The following is a 22,197-nucleotide window of genomic DNA, read 5'->3' as shown; positions in this document are numbered from 1 at the left end:
CATGGGTATTGAATGGGAGATGCGAGAGTTATTCCTTGCCCGGCTTCCTCTTTGCCAGGACTCGCTTGACCTCTTCCTTCAGTTCTGACAGGTCGCTGGATTTGACCACATAGCCATCGGCGAGCCAGGCGGAAAAATCATCCTTGAAACAGGAGAACGCGGTGCAGAGGACCACCGGCAGGTTGTGCCGCTCCTTGACCACCTTCTGAAGCAGGTCGAGACCGCTCTCGTTTTTCAGTTTTATGTCCAGCACGATCAGATCGAACTCGTGCTCTCTGATCTTGTCAACCGCTTCGGCTGCCGTGGCGGCGGTCACCACTTCATGTCCCTCCTCGGCCAGCTCCTGGGAATAGAGCAGCCGGATGCTGCTTTCGTCGTCAACCACCAACAATCGTGCCATGGGGTTCCTCCTCCTTGTTTACCGGTAGTTTGAGCACGTAGCGGGCCCCCGCGTGGGGAGGCGTTTCGATGATGAGGCTGTTGCCGTGCTTTTCCATGATTGTCTTGCAGACTTCCAGGCCGAGACCGCCTCCCAGTTCCTGGGGCGGGGCGAAGGAAGAGAATGTGCTCATTCCGTTCGAGGAGCCGGGCCGTCCCGTGTCCCGCACTTCGACGACGATCCACCCGCCTTCCAGTCGGGTTTCGATGACAATCTCGCCGCCGTCGGGCATCCGGTCCATGCTGGAGGTCAGGATCGAGCGGAGGCAGAAGGAAACCTGCTTGTAATCGATGCGGGCGGACGGCAGTTCGGCATCCAGGCGCAGCCGGCAGGCAATGCGGCGTTCCTGGAGGCGGTTGTCCAGTTCCCGGCAACCGGTGCTTACCAGCTGGTTCACGTCCCATGAATCCAGGGTGGGATAGAGGGAGTCGGAGTAGCTGAGTACTTCGTCCAGCACCTCGTCCAACTGCCGGGCCTCGCGGACGATGGATTCCAGATACTCGCGCCGGGGATCACCCTCATCGGTACCCTTGAGAAGCGTGCGGGCGAACCCGCCGATGATCATGAGGGGATTGCGGATGGAGTGGGCGATGCTCGACGTGATCTTGCCCACGAGCGCCATCCGTTCCATCCGGACGATCAGTTCCTGCTGCTCCTTGAGCTTGACGTTGGCCGCCGTTACCTTGAGAAGTTCCTCCTGGAGCCGTTCGTACAGGGATGCCCGTTCGATGGCGAAGGCAACGGGAAAGGCGAAGGTCTCCAGAGACTGGACATCCTGGGGAGTAATCGGTTTATGGGTTACGCAGTTGTCGGAAATGATGACGCCGATTCTCCGGTTGCGCGAGACCAGCGGCGTGATGAGAAAGGTGTCGACCCCCAGGATCTGGGTAAGGGCGTAGTCGCAGTCTGGATTGTGGAAGGCGTTCTCGACCAGGAGCGGTTTCTTCTCCCGCAACGCACGGACCAGGATGTGATCGTGTTCCGACAGGGGGATGGTGAGATTTTCCAGAATGTCGTGAAACTTCTGCTTTTCGCTGGTGAATTTGGTCTGGTAGAAGTTCTTCGCCATCTCCTTGAGGGTGAAGTCATCGCGGCTGATCTCATCCCAGATGAACCACGCCTCGCCGTAGTTCCGCGGCCCAACCCCCAGATAGCCCCGCAGGTGTTTGCGCTCCTTGTCGGTCAGCAACAGGAAGGCCCGATTCATGCCGAATCCCTTGCCGGCGGTGATGGCAGTCATGACCACCGACAGCACTTCATCCAGGTCCACCGAGGTCTGGAGCACGAGGCTGATTTCGTGCAGGAACTTTATTTCCCGATCCTTGCTGTCCAGGAAGCCGACCATGGACTGGACTCGGCTCCGCTGTTCCTGAAGTTCCGCCACCACGAGGGGGAGAACTGTCGCGAGGGGGTGCTCCGAGCCGCGCAGGGTCTTCAGGTCTTCGGCGAACAGCGGGCAATCCACGCACTTTTCGATCACTCTACGTTGCAGGGATGTGAAGAGGATTTCCTCGCCTTCGCCGATGTTCGGGCAATCGGCCGGCTCAATAACGTTTCTGTTCCAGCAGCACTTCCACTCCACTGGGCATCTCCCGGGCTTGATTTTATCGTGGGAAGCGGCACAATTATACCAATCGGGACTGTATTTTCAAGGCGAATGACCGAATGATCACGGCGGTTTATTAATGAATCGCCCCCCGATTCTTCACGTGTTTGCCCGTCCCATGTCTCTTCGGCATTCTGGAGTATTTCATTAACAATTTATGAAGCTGTGAGGAATCCATGGCCACACCCATCAAGATCGGGGTCAGCTCCTGCCTGCTCGGCGAGAAGGTTCGCTATGACGGAGGCCACAAGCATGACCGCTACATCACCGACACTCTCGGCAGGTTCTTCGAATTCGTCCCCGTGTGCCCCGAAGTGGAGTGTGGCATGCCGATCCCGCGCGAGGCCATGAGGCTTGAGGCGGATGGGGGAGAGGTTCGGCTGGTTACGTCAAGGACCAGGGCAGACAAGACGGAGCAGATGCTCGATTTTTGCCGCAGAAAGGTGCTTGAACTGGAGAATGAAGACCTGTGCGGTTTCATCTTCAAAAAGGATTCCCCCAGTTCCGGCCTGTTCAATGTAAAACTCTATCGCCGGGGGATGCCGTCCAAGGCAGGCCGGGGCCTCTTCGCCGACGCGGTCACGAAGCATTTTCCCCTGCTGCCCGTGGAAGAGGAGGGGCGGCTCCACGATATGGGGCTGCGAGAGCATTTCATTGAACGGGTCTTTGCCTTTCGCCGGTGGAAGGATCTGCTGCTGGGAGGGAAGTCCCTGGGGCGCCTCGTGGCGTTCCATGCTGACCACAAGCTCCTGGTCATGGCCCACAGTCCGGAGGTCTACCGGGAGATGGGAGCACTCGTGGCCCATGGCAGATCGCTGGGATGCGACGATCTGTTCGCTCGCTACCAGGAGCTGTTCATGAGAGCGTTGTCGTTCCATGCCACGGTGCGCAAGAACACCAACGTGCTCCAGCACATCGCCGGCTATTTCAAAAAACAGCTGACGCGGGAGGAAAAGGCTGAACTCCAGGAGATCATCAGGGAGTACCACCGGCGCCTGGTGCCCCTCATCGTGCCGGTGACGCTTCTGAGGCATTACGTGAAAAAATACGGCCAGGAGTATCTGTTGAAGCAGGTCTACCTAAGTCCCACTCCTCTGGAACTGATGCTGCGCAATCATGTGTAGCCGGCTGCCGCCTGAGGCTCTTGCAAACCTGCAGCGGAGCCGCTCTGCGGTGTTGCCGCTCACTCGAAAGCTCAACGTGCCGACGGGTACGCCTCGCTTCCTCGCGCTCGCTTGCGCCCAGCATCCCGGCCGCCTCAGATCGTTTTACAATAGCCTCGGCTTACTGCGGGGCAGCCTTTCTGACGCCGCGCCGCCGGCGCCGCCGCCGCGGTTTCTTTGTCTCTCCTCCCGCTGAGCAGGGTTCAACGGGAGGCATGACACTTTCGCGGGCGTAGCGCTCCCACCAAGCGAGAACCGTGCTGTCTTCGCCGTTCATGGCGCTGCGGCAGCGGAGGTAGGCCATCGACTCGGCAAAGCTGGCCCGGGCCAGGACCGACTGGGGGCGTTTGCCGGGTATCCTGTGCAGTCGGTGCTGGAGAGCGAGGATCTCGCGCACGGCAAGCCCGATCCGATGTGGCACTGCCACCAGCGGCGCCTGCTCACCCAGAAAGGCCGCTACGGCGGCACTCACCGCGTCCAGGGGGGGCACCCCCTGACTCATGAAGAGTTCGGACCGTTCTTCCAGGTACCCGCCAAAGAGGAGTGCGAGGAGGAGCGGCGGTGACACCGGCTCGCCGCTGCCCACCTGAGAGTCCACCCATTCGAGGGCGCTGCCGGTCCTGGCGTGGGGGAATCCGTCGGTTTCCTCACCGAGCCACGCCTCGAAACCGGGGAAGAGGTGCGCGAAGAGGCCGGTCTGCCGCAGGAGCTGATAGGCCCGCTCACCTTCCCCCGACAAAAAGAGCTTGAGCATCTCCTCGTAAAGCCGCGGCGCCGTGGCCCTGGTAATTGCCGGCGCGAGATCGAGCATCGCCTGCCACGTCTCCTCCTCCACGGCGAACCCGAGCACGGCGGCGAACCGGACCGCCCGGAGCATCCGGACCGGGTCTTCGGTGAAGCGGGCCCGCGGATCGCCGATGGTACGGATCATCCCACGCTGCAGATCTTCCATGCCCCCCGCGTAGTCGATGATCGAAAAGTCGGCGATGCTGTAGGCCAGGGCATTGACGGTGAAATCCCGGCGCAGGGCATCCTCGCCCGGGGTGCCGAAGACGTTGTCCCGCAGGACCATTCCCTCGTCGCTCACCAGGTGGCGGGGCGGACGGAGGCGTTCCGCTTCATCTCCAACGCGTTGCGCCGTCTCCTCGGCAACCGGCTCTCCTTCACCTTCTTCGGGGGGAGACAACGCGCGGAAGGTGGCCACCTCGATGATTTCGTCGGTAAAGTGGATGTGGGCGAGCCTGAAACGACGCCCCACCAGCCGGCAGTTCCGGAAGATGCGCTTGATCTGGTTGGGCGTGGCGTCGGTTGCCACGTCGAAATCCTTGGGTTCGCGCCCCAGCAGCAGGTCCCGGACGCATCCCCCCACCAGGTAGGCGATGTAGCCGTTGTCCCGGAGACGGTAGAGAACCCGGAGGGCGTTGGGGCTGACGAGGGAGCGGGAGATGGGGTGGTTGGCTCGGGGAATGATGACCGGTTCGATGCTCATGGGGGATTCATAACACAGAATCCTTTGAAAAGCAAAAATGCGCCTTTTGACCTGCGTCATGACAGAAAGACCCCCTTTGGGTTATGATGACACCCATGGAAACGTTCACCCCCGGTCAGCAGAAGGATCTTAAAGTCCTCATCGATTTTGTCAGGGTCTACTGCCACGCAAGCCACGACCCTGCCGCGCGGGAGCCCTTCACGGTTCCGCCGGAGCTCGAGAGGCGTTACCGCAACGGAGTACGGCTCTGTCCGGATTGCGCCGCGCTTCTTTCCCACGGCATTGCCAAGCGGCGAAAGTGTCCGCTGGACCCCAAGCCGTCGTGCAAGCATTGCCGCATCCACTGCTACAGCACGGAATACCGGGCAAAAATTCGCGAAGTGATGGCCTTTTCGGGGCGGCGGATGATCATGCGGGGCCGGCTCGATTACCTCTGGCACTATTTCTTTTGATTCAGACCATACAGCAAAACGACAAGACGAAAGGGAGAGAGCGATGATCAGAAAGATCGTGGAGATTGATCAGGAAAAGTGCAACGGCTGCGGCATCTGCGTTCCGGCCTGTGCCGAGGGGGCCATCAGGATAGAAAACGGCAAGGCGGTGCTGGCTGCCGACAATCTGTGCGACGGCCTCGGCGCCTGTCTGGGTGAGTGTCCCCTGGACGCCATCCGGATCATCGAGCGGGACGCGGACGAGTTCGATGAGGCGGCGGTGGAGGCTCACCTGGGCCAGACGGGTCACGAATCCCATCACGCCGCCCATCAGCCGGCTCCGGTTCACGGCGGCTGTCCCGGGTCGCGAGCCATGGTCCTCGATCGCCCGGCAGCGGAGAGCGTCCGGGATGTTCCGCGCCAGGAAAGCCGGCTCCGTCAGTGGCCCGTCCAACTGCACCTGGTTCCGACCTCCGCCCCGTACTTCCGGAACGCGGACCTGCTCATCGCCGCCGACTGCGTCCCCTTTGCCTATGCCGACTTCCACCGGGAATTCCTGGACGGCCGCGCCGTGGTGGTCGGCTGCCCCAAGCTGGATGACAATCGCTTCTATACAGAGAAGCTTACTGAACTGATCCGCGCCAATGACCTTAAGAGTATCACTGTGGTCCGTATGGAAGTGCCCTGTTGCGGCGGTATCGTCATGGCGGCCCGCCAGGCCCTGGCCGCATCGGGCAAGGATATCCCCCTGCGCGAGGTGACCGTGGGCATCAGTGGTGAGCTGAAGGAGGCATAGCGGATAAAAAGGATTGTTTTTATCTTTTTCGATTGACAAGCCACGGTCTGACTGGTATGAGTTTTCCTTGTCTGCAACATCATTTCAAAGAAAGGAGAAACGATACCATGTGCATGTGTACGCTTGTTACCAAGGAGGCCCCCGACTTCACCGCCGATGCGGTTATGCCCGACAACACCTTCGGTACTGTCAAACTGTCGAGCTACCGCGGAAAATATGTGGTTCTCTTTTTCTATCCCCTTGATTTCACCTTTGTCTGCCCGTCCGAGATCCTTGCCTTCAATAAAAAGCTGGATCAGTTCAAGGCCAAGAACTGCGAGGTGATCGGGGTTTCCGTCGATTCGAAGTTCACCCACATGGCGTGGAAGAACACGCCGGTAGAGAACGGCGGTATCGGCGACATCCAGTATCCGCTGGTGGCCGATCTCAAGAAGGAGATCGCCACCCAGTACGGCGTCCTCTTCGAAGGCGCGGGGGTTGCCCTGCGCGGCCTGTTCCTCATCGATACCAAGGGGGTCGTCCGTCACGCCGTGATCAACGACCTGCCTCTCGGCCGCAGCGTTGACGAGGCCCTCCGCATGGTCGATGCTCTCCAGTTCGTGGAAACCCACGGCGATCAGGTCTGCCCGGCCAACTGGAAGGAAGGGGACGAGGCCATGAGGCCGACCGCTTCCGGGGTGGCCGAATACCTGGCAAAGCACTCCGTGGGGTAGCCTCAGGCGCAGTGCATCCGAATGAACGGCACGGTCCCGCACCGTGCCGTTTGTTTTTGGGGAGGCGCATGACATGAACGACCTGGAACGGACCGACAATCGTCTCCTCTTCGGCGCCGACGGCACCGACGGGATCGTGGCCGCGGAACTGGCCGGGCGGTTCGTCCGCCTTTTCATCCGGACTCCCCGCGGGGTCGTGGTCAGGGACGATCCCTTCCATCCGTTCATCCTCCTGGCGGACCCATCGCTCCTGGATGGATTCCGGGATGAGGTGACCGTTCACCCGCTTTCCGGACCGGGCGAGCTCCGGTTTATGGCACTGTTTCGCGATTGGCACGGCTGCGCCGCGGCCCGTGATTTTCTGGTCCGCCATACCGGCCAGAACCCGTCGGCGCCCGGGGCCCCCTACCTCTATCTGTCGGACCCCGTCCACCAGCACTTTCTGCTCACAGGCAAGACCTTTTTCAAGGGATTTGAGTTCGGGAACCTGCGGCGGCTCGCCCTGGACATCGAGACCTCCTGCGGCGAGGGGTTCGAGTTCTCCAACCCGGACCGGGAAGAGGACCGGATTCTCTCCATTGCTCTGATGGAGGAGGGCGGGTTCGAAGCGTTCCTGTCGGCGGCGGAGATGGACGAGCGGGAGATGCTCGAACGGCTGGGCGGGATCATCCGGGAACGTGATCCGGATGTGATCGAGGGGCACAATATCTTTCGCTTCGACCTGGAGTACATCCGGGCACGGGCTGCCCGCCACGGGGTAAAGCTTGCCTGGGGGAGGGACGGGAGCATCCCCCGGGTTCACCCTTCGCGCTTCTCCGTGGCTGAACGGCTCATCGACTACCCGCGCTGGGACGTCTACGGCCGGACGGTCATCGATACCTACTTCCTCGTCCAGATCCACGACGTGTCGAGCAGGGACCTGGAAAGCTACGGTCTCAAGCAGGCCGCCATCCACTTCGGCCTGGCCGCGCCGGACCGGGTCTATCTGGACCGACAGGCCATGGACGAGGTATTCCGTTCCGATCCGGAGCGCATGAAGCGCTACAACCTGGACGACACCCGCGAGACCCTGGCCCTGTCCCGGCTCCTGTCCTACCCCTGGTTCCTCCAGGCGCGCATCTTTCCCTACACCTACCAGACATCGGTAATCAGGGGGAACGCCACCAAGATCAATGCCCTCTTCCTGCGCGAGTACCTGCATCGGCGCGAGGCGGTGCCGCTGCCTGGGGGCGGCGACGGTGCAGGTCTTGAGGGGGGGTATGTGGAGCTGCGGGAGACCGGTGTTCTCGGTCCCATTGTCCACTGTGACGTGACCTCCCTCTATCCGTCACTCATGCTTGCCCGGCAGATTGCGCCGGCACGGGAGCACCTTGGTCTGTTCCTCCCCCTTCTGGAGGAACTGCGCCGGTTCCGGCTGACAGCCAAGGCGCGCGCCCGGGAAGAGTCAGATCCCCGTCGGCGCGACTACTACGCGGCACTCCAGCAAACCTTCAAGGTTCTCATCAACTCCTTTTACGGCTACCTGGGCGCGCCCCTTCACCACTTTGCCGATCCGGCTGCCGCCGCCGAGGTTACCCGGGCGGGCCGGCAGCTCATCGGGGCCATGCTTGACTGGCTACAGGACAGGGGTGCCCGCCCGGTGGAGGTGGACACGGACGGCGTCTACTTTATTCCGCCCCCCGGCGTAAGCGACGAAGAGGCCGAGGCCGCTCTGGTCCGCGCCCTCTCCGCTACGCTCCCGGCCGGCATCGAGGTCGAGCTGGCCGGCCGCTACCGCGCCATGTTTTCCTACAAGGCCAAAAACTATGCCCTGCTCGGCCATGACGGCCGGATCACCGTGAGGGGGAGCGCTCTCCGTTCGCGGGGGATCGAGCGCTACCTGCGCGAGTTCATGGGGGAGATGATCCGCCTCCTCCTGACGGACGGGGTGCAGAAGATACCGGTCCTGTACGATGACTACGTCCACCGTATCCGTGAACACCGGTTTCCTGTGGAATGGCTCGCCCGCACCGAGACCCTCGGCGAGTCGCCGGCCACGTACCAGCAGAAGGTTCGCGCCGGAAAACGCAATCCCTCCGCGGCCTTTGAGATAGCACTCCGCGCCGACCGACCGTATCGGGCCGGCGATCAGATCAGCTATTACGTCACGGGACGGGGGAAGGGGGTAACCGTCTATGAGCAGAGCACACCGGTCTTTCGGTACGACTCGTCCCGTCCCGACGAGAACGTGGAGTATTACGTCGACAAACTGGTCCAGCTCATGAAAAAATTCACCCCCTTTCTTCCCCGGGAACGCACCCTGTTCGACTGACGGTTTCCCCGCCATTCGCGGCCTGTTGCCGCTTGCCACCTCGGCACAAGTGTGCTACAAGGGACAGCAGGTTCCAACCATGCAGCAAAAGGAGAAAACATGCGCGCTTTCGCACTGTTGCTCGCCCTTGCCCTGGTGTTGTCCGTCTCTGCCCCCGTTCTGGCCCAGGACGGACCAAAGCCCGAGTTCATCGTCGAGAAAATGGCCTACAAATTCGTTCGGGGCATCACCAATGTCGCCACGGCCATTGTGGAGCTCCCCAAGCAGTCGTATCTGAGTGTGAGGGCCCGCGGCGCCGTCGGCTACGTGGTCGGTCCGCTCAAAGGGGTCGGCATGACCGTCTACCGGGGATTCATGGGGGCGACGGAGGCTATTTTCTTCCCGGTTCCCCAGCCGGGCTACTATGATCCGATGATCGAGCCCGAATATGTCTGGATGGGATGGGATGAGGCAAGGGACGACAGGCTCCGGTCGGCTGCTGGCAACCCGGATGGCTCCGGCAGGGAGGGGAAATGAGGGCAGTTATGACCTCTGTAGCACTGATTGCAGTGTTGATCGCCGGGCAATCGGCGCCTGTGTACGCCGGCGGGGTGCGCTCCGTGGACAACGCTTCGGCCCAGGAGGTAGTCGACGGCATGGCCGGCAAATTCGGCCGGGGCGTTGCCAATGTTGCCACTGGCTGGGCTGAGTTTCCCAAGCAGATTTACGTCACGTGGTCCGAAGACGGAGCCGGCAGGGGGCTGCTGATCGGTCCCCTCAAGGGGGTCGGGATGACCCTGGTGCGGACTCTGGCCGGGGTCGGCGAAGTGGCGACCTTCTTTCTTGCCTGGCCCGGCTTCTATGACGCGTACCTTGATCCTCCCTACGTATGGCAGAAGGAGTAGGGCGGATTTTTCCTGCCCGGAATCGGGACACGAAAAAAGCCGCACCCCGTGGGGATGCGGCTTTTTTCGTGAATCGGGAAGAGGAGATTACTTCTTCTCGGCAGCCGGAGCAGCAGCTTCTTCCTTCTTCTCTTCTTTCTTGGCCTTCTTGGCCTTCTTGGCTTTCTTGGCCGGCTTCTTCTCTTCTTTCTTCACTTCGGCGGCCGGAGCGGCGGGAGCAGCCGGAGCGGCTTCTTTCTTCGCTTCGGTGGCGAAAACGGTACCGGCGAAGGCAACGGCAACAAGAGCGGCTACGAGGGTGGACAGAACTTTTTTCATTACGAGTACCTCCAAAGATTGGGTGATGTACCTTTGCATAGAGCATGGAGCATGCCACTTGTTGTTCGTTTGTATAAACGCGATTAAGATCAATAAGTTAGAATGTGCGGGTTCGGTTGTGGCCCGTGTTTTTTAGGCCGGAGCGACCGCAAATGCTCATGTGTTTGCCGCAAATGAGGCGGGCCGTGCTGGGGGGGCATTTCGCTTGTCACGGCAGTTGGTTGTGTACTACAGTTATTTATTTACGAATCGGCGGACTTATCCGCATTTCCGGAGATAATCAGAGTGTTAGATAACAGGTTACTTGCCGTCGAGAAGCCGGCACGCTACATGGGGGGAGAGGTGGGCACACGCTGTGCCGCAACGCCGGAACTCCGCTTTGTTCTTGCCTTTCCCGACGTTTACGAGGTCGGCATGAGCCACCTGGGGCTTCAGATCCTCTACGGCGTGCTCAACACCCTCGACGGTGTTGCCGCCGAGCGGGCCTATGCCCCCTGGCCCGACCGTGAGGCCCAACTGCGGGCAGAAGGGTTACCGCTGGCCACTCTGGAGAGCGGCACATCCCTGGATCGTGCCGATATCGTCGGATTCACTCTTCAGTATGAGCTTTCGTACACGAATATTCTCAACATGCTGGATATGGCCGGCATCCCCCTGCTCGCATCCGAGCGGGACGGACGGTATCCACTCGTTATCGGCGGCGGTCCATGCGCTTGTAACCCGGAACCCCTTGCGGATTTTTTCGATGCCTTTCTCCTGGGAGACGGGGAGGAGGCGGTCGTTGAAATAACCGAGGCATGCCGGGAATGGAAGCGTGCCGGAGGAACAAGGGTGGAGTTGCTGGAGCGGCTGGCGGGAATAGCCGGCGTGTATGTCCCGTCGTTTTTCGACGTCAGCTACGCGGATGACGGCCGGATCGCCGAGGTGAAGTCGTTGCGCCCCGGTTACGGGCCGGTGAGGCGCCGGTTTCTCGCAGATATGGAGTCGGCTGCCTATCCCACTGCCCCGGTCGTCCCCTTCTTGAAGACGATCCACGACCGGGTCAGTGTCGAGATCGGCCGAGGCTGCACTCGCGGGTGCCGGTTCTGTCAGGCCGGCTACCTGTACCGGCCGGTGAGGGAGCGTTCCCCGGAGAAGATCCTGGCGCTGGCGGAGGAGACCCTCCGGGCCACCGGTTACGACGAGATATCGCTGCTGTCGCTCTCCACCGGGGACTATGGTTGCCTTACGCCGTTATTGACCGAACTTATGGCACGTTACGCCTCGGAGCGGATCGCCGTGTCGCTTCCGTCGATGCGGGTGGGAAGCCTCAACGATGAGCTGGTGGAGGCCATCCGCACCGTTCGCAAGACCGGTTTCACCCTGGCGCCTGAAGCCGGGAGCGAGCGGCTGCGCCGGGTCATCAACAAGGGAATCTCCGAGGAGGATTTGCTGCGCAATGCCTTTGAGGCGTACTCCCACGGCTGGCGCCTGATCAAGCTCTACTTCATGATCGGTCTGCCGGGCGAGACGGAGGAGGACTTGCACGGCATCGTGGAGCTGGCCCGCAAGGTGAAAATGGAGGGGAGACGGGCCGGTGGCGGAGGCGAAGTGAATGTGTCGGTATCCACCTTCGTTCCCAAGGCACACACCCCCTTCCAGTGGGAGCCCCAGATCCCGGTCGGCGAGATCCTTGAGAAGCAGGGGCTCCTGCGCCGCGAACTCAGGGCGCGCAAGCTGGTTTTCAAGTGGCATGATGCGCCCCTCTCCTTCATGGAGGGGGTCTTCGCCCGGGGCGACCGGCGGCTTGGGGCCGCCCTTCGCCGGGCGTGGGAACTCGGCTGCCGCTTCGACGGCTGGGGCGACAGGTTCGACGAGGCCGCATGGCGGACCGCCTTCGAGGAAACCGGTATCGACCCGACCTTCTATCATCGGCGCCGGGAGCCGGATGAGGTTCTTCCCTGGGATCACCTGGACTTCGGCGTCACAAGGGAGTTTCTTCTTCGCGAACTGGGACTGTCGCGCCAGGGGGCGGCCACGGAGGACTGCCGTGCCGGCCGCTGCACCGGCTGCGGTGTCTGTGATTTCAGCCAGGTGCGGCTGCGGCTCGCCGATGACGGCTGGCGGGGCACGACCACCCGGGGGGGAAAGGATGATGCGGAAGATGTCGAAGGGAAGGTAACGCTGCGGCTCCGTTACACCAAGACCGGGGCCATGCGGTTCCTGAGTCACCTGGAGATGATCGGTCTCTTTACCCGTGCGGTGGGGCGGTCGCGAATCCCGATCCGCTTCTCCCGCGGGTTCCATCCCCACCCCAAATTCTCGTTTGCCACCGCCCTTTCGGTCGGTGTAGAATCGTGGGCCGAATATCTCGACATGGAGCTTTTCCCCGGCGCCGACCCGACGGACATCGGCACGCGCCTCAATGGGGCCCTCCCCGAGGGGGTGCGGATCACCGAGGCATCCGTGATCCCTCCGGGCAGTCCTTCCCTCTCTGTCATAATGGACAAAGTGCGCTACCGTGTTACGCTTCCTCCGGAGGCGGCCGCCGGCCTGCCAGAACTGGCCGCGGCGTTTCTTGCCCGGGAGAGCGTTCCGTTGCGCCGTGAAAAGAAGGGGCGGGTCCAGGAGTACGACCTGCGCCGGGAGCTGGCCGAACTCACCGTGGAGGGGAACGCCCTGGAGATGGTGACGGGGCGGGGCAAACCGCTGGAGTTCGTATCGGCCATCACCGGGCTTGCGCCGGAAGCCCTGGCTGAGGCCAGGATCGAGAAGCTCCAGGTGCTTTTCAAGGAATCGTGATTCAATTTTTCATACAGGATACCCATCAATGGCCAATGAACTGGTGATCAACACCTCGTCCCACGAGACCCGCATCGCTCTCATCGAGAACGGCACCATTGCCGAACTCTACATCGAGCGGAGCCGCGAAAAGGGGATCGTCGGCAACATCTACAAAGGGAGGGTCGTACGCGTCCTTCCCGGCATGCAGGCGGCATTTGTCGACATCGGTCTGGAGAAGGCGGCTTTTCTCTACGTGGCCGACGTGTTCGATGCCATGGAAGAGTTCGAGACCTTCATGGAGGTGAACGGCGAGGAGAGCGACAGTGAGCGGCAGGTTCTTCACCCGCTCCACCCCATCGAGGAACTCCTTCAGGAAGGGCAGGAGATCCTTGTGCAGGTGTCCAAGGAGCCCATCGGTACCAAGGGTGCCCGCATCACTTCCCATGTATCTCTGCCTGGCCGTCACCTGGTTTACATGCCGACGGTGGACCACGTTGGGGTATCCCGGCGGATTGAGGACGAGTCGGAACGCGAGCGGCTCAAGGAAATCGTGGGCAAGGCGAAGCCGGCCGGGGGCGGGTTCATCGTTCGGACCGCCGCCGAGGGCAAGACCGAGGAGGATCTGGTTGCTGACATGAACTACCTGACAAAGCTCTGGGAAGAGGTTGTCAGGCGCAACGAAAAGGCCCATGCCCCCTGTCTCATTCATGCCGACCTGGACGTGACCCAGAAGGTCATCCGTGACATCCTCACCGAAAACGTTTCCCGCATCGTGGTCGACTCGCGGCACGAGCACGACAAGATCGTCCAGTTCATCTCCACCTTCATGCCGAAGATGAAATATTCCATGGAGCTCTACGACGACGAGGAGCCCATCTTCGACCACTTCGGGCTGGAAGTGGAGATCAGCCGGGCCCTGGGCCGCAAGGTGTGGCTCAAGAGTGGCGGCTATATCATCATCGAGCAGACCGAGGCGCTTACCGCAATCGATGTCAACACCGGCCGGTTCGTGGGCAAGCATAATCTAGAGGACACTATCCTCAAGACCAACCTGGAGGCGGTGAAGGAAATCGCCTACCAGCTGAGGCTGCGCAATATCGGCGGGATCATCATCATCGACTTCATCGACATGGAAAAAGAGGTCAACCGGGAGAAGGTCTTCACGGCACTGGAAGAGGCCATGAAGGCCGACAAGTCCAAGACCAACATCCTGAAGATCTCGGATCTGGGCCTGGTGGAGATGACCCGTAAACGGGTGCGGGAGTCCATCGGCCGGATGATGTGCGAGCCCTGCCCCTACTGCGAGGGGAGAGGGTATGTGAAGTCCAAGACTACGGTCTGTCACGAGATATTCCGCGAGCTGCGCCGGGAGATGCTCGATATTCGCGGCAGCAAGGTCATGCTCACCGTGCATCCCCAGGTGGCCGATCTCCTCTACGACGAGGAGCGGCGGGGGTTGGAGGAGTTGGAGAAGAAGTTCAAGAAGCGGATTACGGTCCGGGCCAAGCCCGGTTTTCATCAGGAGCAGTTCGAGATCGCCATCAGCTGACGGCAGGCTCAAGGGGGACGCGCATGGTGTTCGCCGCCAAGGTTTCCGAAATCCCCGATTTCGGGAAAAAAGTTGTCACCGTTAATGGACAGGAGATTCTCCTCGTGAAGGCCAAGGGGCAGGTCTACGCCTGCGAGACCGAGTGCCCGCACCAGGGCGCTCCCCTTTCCGGGGCGCTGGTGAAAGATGCCGAGCACCTCTCCTGCCAGCGCCACGGGTATCGCTTCAATCTGAAAACCGGCGCCTGCAAGGAGTTCCCCGACTACACCCTCAAGATCTACCCGTCCCAGGTCGTGGGCGAGGATGTCATGGTGGAAATCTGACAGGGGCGTCAAGGCGGAAGAGGAAAAAAGTCCTTGACTCATTGATGGAATTTGGATATTTTTCTATGCTCTTTCAAAAATTGCGTAAAGGTGGTGAAGGTACATGTACGCGGTAATCAGAACCGGAGGGAAGCAATACAAAGTTTCCGAAGGCGACTTTCTGAAAGTCGAAAAGCTTGAGGGGGCGGTGGGTGACACCGTCGAGCTCAAGGACGTCCTCATGGTTGGCGGCGAAACGGTAGCTATCGGAACACCGTTAGTGCCCAGCGCCTCTGTCGTCGGCAGGATCGTCGACCAGGGCAAGGACAAGAAGATCCTGGTCTTCAAGTCGAAGCGGCGCAAAAATTTCCGTAAAATGTACGGGCATCGTCAGCCCCGAACCGTTCTCAAAATCGAGAAGATCAACGCGTAGCAGCGTGACGCGTGACGAAACGGCCCGGCCATCTGCCGGGCTGTGTCCGTCATCCGGTCCACGCGGGAGGTCAGAGCACCATGGCACACAAGAAAGGCGTCGGCTCCACACGGAACGGACGCGATTCGGAATCAAAACGACTCGGCTGCAAGAAGTTCGGCGGCGAAACCGTCAAGGCGGGTAACATCATCTACCGCCAGCGCGGCACCCAGATCCATCCCGGCACCAATGTCGGCTGCGGCAAGGACTACACCCTTTTCGCGCTGATCGACGGCGTGGTGAAGTTCGAGCGGCTGGGCCGCGACCGGAAGAAAGTTTCCGTTTATCCCGCCAACTGATTCAGGCTGAAACAGGAACCATCATGAAAAGGCCCGGAGCTGGTGCTCCGGGCCTTTTTGCGTCTGCTCCCCTTTGAATTCATCTCCATTCCTTCCAGAGGGCCCCGCGGCTTCGGACAACTTCTTACGCACGCCCGGTTGCCGGGGTCGAACATCCTGCCGTACCCGGCCTTATGCGCAACGGTGGTCGGGGCGTCGTCGAGAATGCGCGCAAAAAAAAGCCCGGGAAGGGGATCCCCGGGCGTATTGCATTGCAGGCACACTGTTCACATCAGGTTAGGGAAACAGCACGGAAATGTTATCGTTCTGCGCCGCCAGGGTGGTGCCGTTGTAGACATAGACCTTGGCGGTGAAGGATTTCTTCGCCGGGTAGCCCCAGAACTTGTGGGAGGGCAGGACGAAGTTTGCGTCGGAGGTTGTGTAGATGTTGGTGTTGCCGTCACCCCAGACGACCTTGACCTTGTTGAAGGTCACGCCGGTGATGGTGAGCGGGATGATGGCGTAGCCGGCGGAGGGGCTGTTGTAGGAGATGCCGGCGGCGGCCACGGCGACGCCCGCGGCCGGAGCCGGAGCAGTGACCTTGACCTTGATCTGGTCGACTTTCTCTTCGTTGGTGCTGAGGTTCTTCACCCGCAGCGTCAGGGTGTAGGTGCCGGTGGCGCTGAAGGCGCGCGTTACGGACTGCCCGGAAAGTGTAACATTGGAATCACTGCAGGTCCAGGCGTAGGAGTACTTGTCCGCTGCGAGCGGGCCGGCTGCAGTAGCTGCCAGGGTTACCGTGCCTTGGGTGACGGTTACTTCGGCCGTGGTCGGGAGGCCGGCGGTGTTGTTGGATCCGACGGTGGCGATGTCTGCCGTGGGAGCTGCCCCGATGCCGGTCAGGTAGGCGACGTAAGCGGCGCGGTTCGGATAGACAGTGCCGTCGGCGGCGGTGAAGGTTCCTTCATCGGGATAGAGGGCCTCGCTACGGCTCAGATCGATGGCCTTCTTGTACTCACCGGCCGGGTTGGGAGTGAAGGTCTTGGTGGCCGGGTTCCAGTCGCCGTGCTCCTCGAACTTGACCTCGCGGGCAGCGCCCGACTTGGTGGCCAGTTCGGCGCCGGTTTCCAGATCCTCTGCCTTGGCAACGATCTGGAGGATTTCTGCGGGGGACTGCATGAAGCTGGCGCCGGCATTGGCCTTGATGGCGGTACCGGTCATGTTGAAGCCGCCGTCGAAGAACCCTTTACCAGCGGCGTGGCAGTCGCCGCAGCTCTTACCAAGGACGAAGTTTGCGGTGCTCCGGACGTTGTGGGTGATCATGTAGGGGCCGCCCAGAAGCAGCAGCTGGGTCCCGCTCCACGATTTGCCGTCAACGGCGGGGGCGATGGTGTTGCGGAAGGCCTTGTAGTTTTCAATCTCCTCGGGCGTCGAGAAGACCGCGTTGCCGCCGTACACACCCACGTAGTTCCAGGCGCCGGTGAAGGTGCCGTCGGGGTTGTAGGCGCTCTGGAAGGCGCCGTTGCCGAAGCCTACCGGCACGGGAGCGAAACCGCTGGGGCCGTAATTGACGCCGGCCTTCATGTCGCGGCTGATCCACGGGTCGTAGTAGGTCAGGTTCGGGGCTGCGGGACGGCCGGTGACGCCGTCGCCGTTGGCATCAACGGAAGGATCGATGTTGTTCCAGAGGACTGCAGTGATGATGTTGATCGGGTAGACCTTGCGGCGCCAGTTGGGGTTGGCGCTGCCGTCGGGCAGGATCTTGTCGCCGTCGCCGATCTTGGCCCAGGTGTAGAGCGGTTTCCACTCGACGCCCTCATTGGTCATGCCGGGCATCGGCTCGTTGAACATGCCGAGCATCCCTTTGGAGGTGTCGAAGCCGAGCATGTTCGGGTAGCGGTTGCCTGAGGTGGAGTCGAGGGCGCGGACAACCATCTGCTTCTTGTAGGTGTGGCAGACGGCGCAGTCAATGATGTCCATGTGGCTGCCGAGGAAGGTTTCTTCGCCGGTGCCGTCGGCCTTCATCCGGACCGCGTTAACCATGGGAGCGGTGAGGTTGAACATGGCGTGGGCCGAGGTCGGGTTGGGAGCGTTGAAGGTATCGATGGCTACGCCGTCGCTGTTCTTGCCGGTCACGTGGCAGTCAGCGCACTTCTTGATGGTGTTGCGGCTGTCGATGCCGAGGGCTGTGCTGGTCTCAACGCCGCTGGCGCTGTCGTAGCCGCGGCCCGGATCGCAGAGGCTCTTGCCGTCTTTGCCGGGGCCGTCAACCTTGAGGGTGTTGGTGTCCATGTGGCAGCCGGCGCACTCCATGCCGATGTGAACTTCCTGGTCGCGGTTGTCCCACAGGTCGCCCCGCTTGAACCATTCGGCCCGCGGGAAAGGAACGATGCCCTTCTTGAGGGAGTTCTGATCCATGGCAGGAGCCATGCCCATCATGACCGGGTTGCCGCTTTGGTCGAACACGAGCTTCTCGTAGTAGAGCGGACCGGTGCCGGCCTTGTTGCCGCCGCCGATTTCGCCGATCATCGGGTTGATAACCGTGCCGCCGAAGCCGGGCATGCTGTTGTAGATGGTCTGGCCCATGGCCGCCGGGTAGCCGATGGCGGCGATCATGTAGCTGGAGATGTTGGTGACGTTGACCACCGGCGAGATGCCGTAGGGACCCTGGCTGAAGTTCCATGTGAAGCCGAAGGGTGCGTTGAAGTCGAAGGCGGGCATCTCGAGGCCGGTCATGGAGGCCGAGAAGTTGCCCGTGTAGATCATGGGCGCCGACGACAGGAAGTCCTTCATCATGCTCGGCAGGTCGGTGAGCGAGGTGGGCATGTGGCACTTCCGGCAGTTGTCGGCCGGCGGATTGGCTTTAATGCGGCTGAGGGCCGTGGAGTTGAGCGAGACGATGCCGTTCTGGTCCACGTCCACCAGGGAGACGTTGTAGCCCTGGTAGGTGGGGCTCATCTTATTGGTGTCCATGAGTCCCGCGCCCACGGTGGCCGTCACGTTGAGTGCACCGGAGTAGTTCATGACCGAGTGCATCAGGTTGTCATACCCCTCGAAGTGACAGTAGAGGCAGTCCATTTCCTTGACGTTCGGCATCATGAGTTGCCCGTCGCTGATGGGCATGCCCGGCTGGCTCATGGCGGCGCGGCCCCAACCGTTGGGGGCGAGGACCGGCCCGTTGGCGGGATTGTTATCCGCATACTGGGGATAGATCCAGGGGGCCATGGCGACCTTCTCGGTCGGCATGCCGGTCAGGGGATCATAGGTGTCGTTCACGTAAAAGAGGTAGGCGTCGAAGAGGCCGCCCGCATCGGGCTGGCGCTGGGAGTAGCGGACACCATTCCGGTCCTTTTCCACAAAACCGCCGCCGACGTGGCAGCTGCCGCAGTAAACGGCAGAGTCCCACATGGAGAGGTCGACCTGTGCCTTGAATTCGGCTTCAGTGTACTTCTTGTCCTGCACACCCGGGGTTGCCGAGTCTTGATCCATTAAGTTCGCCACCTGGCGAAGCGAGGGGCTTCACCATTTGCCATACATGGCCGTGCCCTGGGTCCAGGGCTTGGCCTTGGTGGCGTCGAAGGCACCGTTGGCCGTGTCGACCCACTCACTGCGGCCTTGGGCCGAGTGGAAGGCGTGGTCGGAAATGCTGTTGTAGTCGTGGCACCCGCCGCAGGTCTGCTTCGGGCTGTAGGGGAAGCCCTTCTTGGTGACCGGGTCAACCATGACCGGCATGACCGGGGCACCGTACTGTGCGGCGACTTCTTCGAACGTTTTCAACTGGATCGGCACCGGGTGGGCGCCAAGGGCGATTCCCGCCCCGACCGCCAGACCTGCGGCGGTCATGCTTGCCACAAGGAGCGGTCCTGTTGGTTTCTTGTTCCTCATGTTCCTTTCCTTTCCTTTTCATGGTATGGCCGCCCGAGGCGACCGGCCGCCGGCAGTGGGGGCTGTCCGGCGCTTGAAAAGAGAGCTTGTCGTGCATTAAGCAACCCTGATACCGACTCGTGCGTCCGGGATGGGAAAATCGAGAGGAATCGCGCCGTGAAACCACGGTGCCTGATGCGGTTTAGCGGCGGTTGTTTCTGCTGGAAATGCAACATATTGATACTACGATAAATGAATGAAGAGGTCAGGTCCGTCACGGAAAGAGCTGTCGATTAAATAAATGTAATGGCCCACCTCATATCGTCTAAGGCGAACCCCTCAGCCGGCATGGGGAGGGAGCCCAGGCGTGCGGGGGGGCATGGGGCAGAGGATGGCTCGCAGGAGGGGAATATCCCCCGCAGTGGGTGAAATGCCCCACCAGGATCCAGGGGCATTGCGTGTAACATATTGATGTGCCGTTAATTGTCTAGGAGGGGGATAACGGCAGGTAAATTGCTATATATTTGTATATCTCGGTTGATTCGGTGCGGTTAGCCGTCACCCCCCCCTCGGGGATACTCCAAACCTGCGGAGGTATCCGCTCATGCTCGCGCTTCAGGACGACTCCCTTTTTGCCGCCATTGTCGATAATCTCTCCGACGGTATCTATGTCCTCCAGGACGACCGGGTGGTCTATCTGAATGAGCGTTTTGCGCAGCTGTTCGGGCATGGTGATGCAGGCTCCCTTCTCATGAGGGATCTTAACGACATCCTGCCCCACGGCGAGGGCAAGGAGATCGTCGGCAGAATCCACGCGGAGCTGCTGGCGGGTGAGCCGTCATCGGTTGCCTGGGGCCAACCCTTCGCCCACATGGACGGTACGCCGGTCTGGCTGGAAATGGAGGCGCGGCGCATACGCCTGAACGGGCGTCCGGCCATTCTCGGCGTCTGCCATGACCGCACCGACTGCAAGCTGATCGGAGAGGCCATGCATATCAGCCAGGAGACATTCCGGCTGGTCCTCGATGCCATGCATGACAGCGTCTACGTGGTGGGGCGCGACTATAAAGTTATCTACGCGAACCGCTCCATGCGGGACGGGGCTTACGGTGATGTTGCCGTGGAGCCCTGTTACCGCATCTGCCGCAACTGCAGCGAACCATGCGCCGAATGCACGCTCGAGGAGGTTCTCTCCTCGGACAAGCCCGTGTGCCGGGAATTCTTCGATGGAAAACGCAACGCCTGGTATTCGACCATAGAGCTTGCGGTGAGGATTCCCGGCACGAGTGAGCCGGCAAAGCTGGGGGTGCGGCGGGACATCACTGCCCGCAAGGAGGCCGAGCAGCGTAGCCGGGCGCTTTCCCAGCGGCTCCTCCACGCCCAGGAGAACGAGCGCAAACGCCTTTCCCGGGAACTACACGATGATCTGGGGCAACTCCTCAATGCACTGAAGATCGGTTTCGACACCCTGGCCGACGACCTGCGCCAGCCCTCGTCCGACGTGCAGGACCGTCTCTGGTACCTGAGCGAGTCACTGAATAATTCAATCCACACCATTCGCCGCCTCTGCGCCGGCCTCCATCCTTCGACCCTGGAGCGGCTGGGGTTGGCCGAGACGATCAGGCAACAGTGCACCCAGACGGCCAACACCCATTCGCTCGATATAGAACTCAAGTGCGGCACCATGCTCGGCGTTCGGCTGGACCAGGATACGGAGATCAACCTGTACCGGATATTCCAGGAGGCATTGCACAACGTGGTCAAGCATGCCGACGCCACGCGGGTGATGGTTAGGCTTGTGGCCTCGCACCCAACGGTGCGGCTCCAGATCGAGGACAATGGCGGCGGCTTCTCCATGGAGGACTATGCTGAGCTCTCGGGTCACCACCTGGGGCTCGTGAGCATGGCGGAGCGTGTTGAGCTTCTGGGCGGGACGTTCCAGATTGCGTCTCTCCCCGGACTGGGGACGGCGGTGACCGTGGAAGTCCCGTTCCGCAAGGCCCCGGCCGGGCGCACGACCACCGCAAAGGGGCGGCCAAGCCTCCCCTATCCGGTACGCGGGAGGAAATCACTCTATGTATGCTAAAAAACGGGTCATGATCGTGGACGACCACCCTCTGTTCCGGGACGGCCTCAGGGGACTCGTCTCCCGCAGTGCCGACTATCAGGCCGTGGGAGAGGCGGGCAGCGGGACCGAGGCTCTGCGCCAAGTGGAGAAATGCCGTCCCGACCTCATCACCATGGACATCTCGCTACCGGACATGAGCGGCATCGACGCGGCGCGGGAGATCCACCGGATGGCGCCTCACGTAAAAATTCTCATGGTGAGCATGCACCCCCGCTACGAATTCATCGCCGACGCCTTTAAGGCCGGAGCCAGCGGCTACGTGGTCAAGGAAGCCACCAGCGCCCGGCTTATCCAGGCCATGGATGCCCTGAGCCGCGGTGAATTTTTCCTGGATGGCCAGGTCTCCCAGGAGGTGGTGCAGAGGATATTCAGCGGGTCGCAGGCTGATGGAGGCGGCTCGGCCGATGAGCGGTACACCCTGCTGACGCCCCGTGAGCAGCAGGTGATGCGGATGATCGTGGAGGGGGCCACGTCGAGGCAGATCGCCGAGAGCCTGGACCTGACCCTTAAAACAGTGGAGAACCACCGGACCAACCTGATGCGGAAGCTTCAGGTGCACAACAAGCTGGAGCTGGTCCGCTACGCCGCCCGTCTCGGGCTCATCGACCTGGAGAGCTGGAGGGGCAACGAGCAGTAGGCCGCACCCGGAACCCGCTTCCGGCTTCTTTCTTGTTATGGCGCTGTCCCCTGG

General features: G+C 61.3%; 20 protein-coding genes. 14 read left to right on the top strand and 6 right to left on the bottom strand.

Going from position 1 to position 22,197, the window contains the following annotated elements; translation table 11 throughout:
• Positions 1 to 28: 28 nt before the first annotated feature.
• On the bottom strand, positions 29 to 400 hold the full coding sequence (locus AABA48_RS13535) for a response regulator (RefSeq protein WP_119333796.1): 372 nt from the start codon (positions 398 to 400) through the stop codon (positions 29 to 31).
• Complete coding sequence (locus AABA48_RS13530) at positions 378 to 2,021, bottom strand: sensor histidine kinase (protein WP_286350888.1); 1,644 nt, start codon at positions 2,019 to 2,021, stop codon at positions 378 to 380. The genes AABA48_RS13535 and AABA48_RS13530 overlap by 23 nt, the downstream gene beginning before the upstream one ends.
• 200 nt (positions 2,022 to 2,221) lie before the next feature.
• On the opposite strand from AABA48_RS13530, the gene AABA48_RS13525 reads away from it, so the two are divergent.
• Complete coding sequence (locus AABA48_RS13525; RefSeq protein ID WP_286350887.1) at positions 2,222 to 3,169, top strand: YbgA family protein; 948 nt, start codon at positions 2,222 to 2,224, stop codon at positions 3,167 to 3,169.
• 160 nt (positions 3,170 to 3,329) lie between these two features.
• On the opposite strand, the gene pcnB is transcribed toward AABA48_RS13525, so the two are convergent.
• On the bottom strand, positions 3,330 to 4,697 hold the full coding sequence (gene pcnB / locus AABA48_RS13520) for a polynucleotide adenylyltransferase PcnB (protein WP_286350886.1): 1,368 nt from the start codon (positions 4,695 to 4,697) through the stop codon (positions 3,330 to 3,332).
• A gap of 95 nt (positions 4,698 to 4,792) precedes the next feature.
• On the opposite strand from pcnB, the gene AABA48_RS13515 reads away from it, so the two are divergent.
• From AABA48_RS13515 to AABA48_RS13490, 6 genes are all read left to right on the top strand, one after another.
• Positions 4,793 to 5,149: a nitrous oxide-stimulated promoter family protein gene (locus tag AABA48_RS13515; protein ID WP_286350885.1), complete on the top strand. Its 357-nt coding sequence runs from the start codon at positions 4,793 to 4,795 to the stop codon at positions 5,147 to 5,149.
• 43 nt (positions 5,150 to 5,192) lie between these two features.
• On the top strand, positions 5,193 to 5,924 hold the full coding sequence (locus AABA48_RS13510) for an ATP-binding protein (protein ID WP_286350884.1): 732 nt from the start codon (positions 5,193 to 5,195) through the stop codon (positions 5,922 to 5,924).
• 107 nt (positions 5,925 to 6,031) lie between these two features.
• Positions 6,032 to 6,637, top strand: a complete 606-nt coding sequence (locus tag AABA48_RS13505) for a peroxiredoxin (RefSeq protein ID WP_286350883.1) — start codon at positions 6,032 to 6,034, stop codon at positions 6,635 to 6,637.
• A gap of 73 nt (positions 6,638 to 6,710) precedes the next feature.
• Positions 6,711 to 8,948 (top strand): DNA polymerase domain-containing protein, encoded by a 2,238-nt coding sequence (locus AABA48_RS13500; protein WP_286350882.1) that lies wholly within the window; start codon positions 6,711 to 6,713, stop codon positions 8,946 to 8,948.
• Positions 8,949 to 9,047: 99 nt separating this feature from the next.
• Positions 9,048 to 9,464: an exosortase system-associated protein, TIGR04073 family gene (locus tag AABA48_RS13495; RefSeq protein WP_286350881.1), complete on the top strand. Its 417-nt coding sequence runs from the start codon at positions 9,048 to 9,050 to the stop codon at positions 9,462 to 9,464.
• Positions 9,461 to 9,832 (top strand): exosortase system-associated protein, TIGR04073 family, encoded by a 372-nt coding sequence (locus AABA48_RS13490; protein ID WP_286350880.1) that lies wholly within the window; start codon positions 9,461 to 9,463, stop codon positions 9,830 to 9,832. The genes AABA48_RS13495 and AABA48_RS13490 overlap by 4 nt, the downstream gene beginning before the upstream one ends.
• Positions 9,833 to 9,919: 87 nt before the next feature.
• On the opposite strand, the gene AABA48_RS13485 is transcribed toward AABA48_RS13490, so the two are convergent.
• A complete protein-coding gene (locus AABA48_RS13485; RefSeq protein ID WP_286350879.1) occupies positions 9,920 to 10,150 on the bottom strand; it encodes a hypothetical protein in 231 nt (76 codons plus the stop codon).
• A 285-nt stretch (positions 10,151 to 10,435) separates the two neighbouring features.
• Here AABA48_RS13485 and AABA48_RS13480 point away from each other — a divergent pair, with 285 nt between their 5' ends.
• From AABA48_RS13480 to rpmA, 5 genes are all read left to right on the top strand, one after another.
• Positions 10,436 to 12,931: a TIGR03960 family B12-binding radical SAM protein gene (locus AABA48_RS13480; RefSeq protein ID WP_338270656.1), complete on the top strand. Its 2,496-nt coding sequence runs from the start codon at positions 10,436 to 10,438 to the stop codon at positions 12,929 to 12,931.
• Positions 12,932 to 12,959: 28 nt separating this feature from the next.
• Positions 12,960 to 14,462 (top strand): ribonuclease G, encoded by a 1,503-nt coding sequence (gene rng, locus AABA48_RS13475; RefSeq protein ID WP_286350877.1) that lies wholly within the window; start codon positions 12,960 to 12,962, stop codon positions 14,460 to 14,462.
• Positions 14,463 to 14,485: 23 nt separating this feature from the next.
• On the top strand, positions 14,486 to 14,785 hold the full coding sequence (locus AABA48_RS13470; protein ID WP_286350876.1) for a Rieske (2Fe-2S) protein: 300 nt from the start codon (positions 14,486 to 14,488) through the stop codon (positions 14,783 to 14,785).
• 103 nt (positions 14,786 to 14,888) lie between these two features.
• A complete protein-coding gene (gene rplU / locus AABA48_RS13465; RefSeq protein ID WP_010943851.1) occupies positions 14,889 to 15,197 on the top strand; it encodes a 50S ribosomal protein L21 in 309 nt (102 codons plus the stop codon).
• Positions 15,198 to 15,277: 80 nt separating this feature from the next.
• Positions 15,278 to 15,535: a 50S ribosomal protein L27 gene (rpmA, locus tag AABA48_RS13460; protein ID WP_010943850.1), complete on the top strand. Its 258-nt coding sequence runs from the start codon at positions 15,278 to 15,280 to the stop codon at positions 15,533 to 15,535.
• 276 nt (positions 15,536 to 15,811) lie between these two features.
• On the opposite strand, the gene AABA48_RS13455 is transcribed toward rpmA, so the two are convergent.
• Both AABA48_RS13455 and AABA48_RS13450 read right to left on the bottom strand, forming a co-directional pair.
• The gene (locus AABA48_RS13455; RefSeq protein WP_338270655.1) at positions 15,812 to 19,003 is read right to left on the bottom strand and encodes a PKD domain-containing protein; all 3,192 of its coding nucleotides are present in this window, start codon (positions 19,001 to 19,003) and stop codon (positions 15,812 to 15,814) included.
• Positions 19,004 to 19,033: 30 nt separating this feature from the next.
• Positions 19,034 to 19,399, bottom strand: a complete 366-nt coding sequence (locus AABA48_RS13450; protein WP_010943848.1) for a cytochrome c — start codon at positions 19,397 to 19,399, stop codon at positions 19,034 to 19,036.
• 583 nt (positions 19,400 to 19,982) lie between these two features.
• On the opposite strand from AABA48_RS13450, the gene AABA48_RS13445 reads away from it, so the two are divergent.
• Entirely contained in the window at positions 19,983 to 21,464 is a 1,482-nt protein-coding gene (locus AABA48_RS13445) for a PAS domain-containing sensor histidine kinase (protein WP_324309060.1), read from the top strand.
• A complete protein-coding gene (locus AABA48_RS13440) occupies positions 21,454 to 22,143 on the top strand; it encodes a response regulator transcription factor (RefSeq protein ID WP_324309059.1) in 690 nt (229 codons plus the stop codon). The genes AABA48_RS13445 and AABA48_RS13440 overlap by 11 nt, the downstream gene beginning before the upstream one ends.
• Positions 22,144 to 22,197: the final 54 nt, after the last annotated feature.

Source organism: Geobacter sp. 60473, from assembly GCF_036323535.1.
GTDB lineage: Bacteria > Desulfobacterota > Desulfuromonadia > Geobacterales > Geobacteraceae > Geobacter > Geobacter sulfurreducens.
The sequence above is the reverse complement of the archived record's forward strand: the minus strand, read 5'-3'. Positions and strand labels throughout refer to the sequence as shown.

Coding starts and splice junctions, on each gene's coding strand:
- AABA48_RS13455 (WP_338270655.1), bottom strand. CDS start 19,003: ATGGATCAAGACTCGGCAACCCCGGGTGTGCAGGACAAGAAGTACACT.
- AABA48_RS13490 (WP_286350880.1), top strand. CDS start 9,461: ATGAGGGCAGTTATGACCTCTGTAGCACTGATTGCAGTGTTGATCGCC.
- AABA48_RS13445 (WP_324309060.1), top strand. CDS start 19,983: ATGCTCGCGCTTCAGGACGACTCCCTTTTTGCCGCCATTGTCGATAAT.
- AABA48_RS13515 (WP_286350885.1), top strand. CDS start 4,793: ATGGAAACGTTCACCCCCGGTCAGCAGAAGGATCTTAAAGTCCTCATC.
- pcnB (WP_286350886.1), bottom strand. CDS start 4,697: ATGAGCATCGAACCGGTCATCATTCCCCGAGCCAACCACCCCATCTCC.
- rplU (WP_010943851.1), top strand. CDS start 14,889: ATGTACGCGGTAATCAGAACCGGAGGGAAGCAATACAAAGTTTCCGAA.
- AABA48_RS13510 (WP_286350884.1), top strand. CDS start 5,193: ATGATCAGAAAGATCGTGGAGATTGATCAGGAAAAGTGCAACGGCTGC.
- AABA48_RS13440 (WP_324309059.1), top strand. CDS start 21,454: ATGTATGCTAAAAAACGGGTCATGATCGTGGACGACCACCCTCTGTTC.
- rng (WP_286350877.1), top strand. CDS start 12,960: ATGGCCAATGAACTGGTGATCAACACCTCGTCCCACGAGACCCGCATC.
- AABA48_RS13505 (WP_286350883.1), top strand. CDS start 6,032: ATGTGCATGTGTACGCTTGTTACCAAGGAGGCCCCCGACTTCACCGCC.
- AABA48_RS13450 (WP_010943848.1), bottom strand. CDS start 19,399: ATGAGGAACAAGAAACCAACAGGACCGCTCCTTGTGGCAAGCATGACC.
- AABA48_RS13500 (WP_286350882.1), top strand. CDS start 6,711: ATGAACGACCTGGAACGGACCGACAATCGTCTCCTCTTCGGCGCCGAC.
- AABA48_RS13485 (WP_286350879.1), bottom strand. CDS start 10,150: ATGAAAAAAGTTCTGTCCACCCTCGTAGCCGCTCTTGTTGCCGTTGCC.
- AABA48_RS13535 (WP_119333796.1), bottom strand. CDS start 400: ATGGCACGATTGTTGGTGGTTGACGACGAAAGCAGCATCCGGCTGCTC.
- AABA48_RS13495 (WP_286350881.1), top strand. CDS start 9,048: ATGCGCGCTTTCGCACTGTTGCTCGCCCTTGCCCTGGTGTTGTCCGTC.
- AABA48_RS13525 (WP_286350887.1), top strand. CDS start 2,222: ATGGCCACACCCATCAAGATCGGGGTCAGCTCCTGCCTGCTCGGCGAG.
- rpmA (WP_010943850.1), top strand. CDS start 15,278: ATGGCACACAAGAAAGGCGTCGGCTCCACACGGAACGGACGCGATTCG.
- AABA48_RS13470 (WP_286350876.1), top strand. CDS start 14,486: ATGGTGTTCGCCGCCAAGGTTTCCGAAATCCCCGATTTCGGGAAAAAA.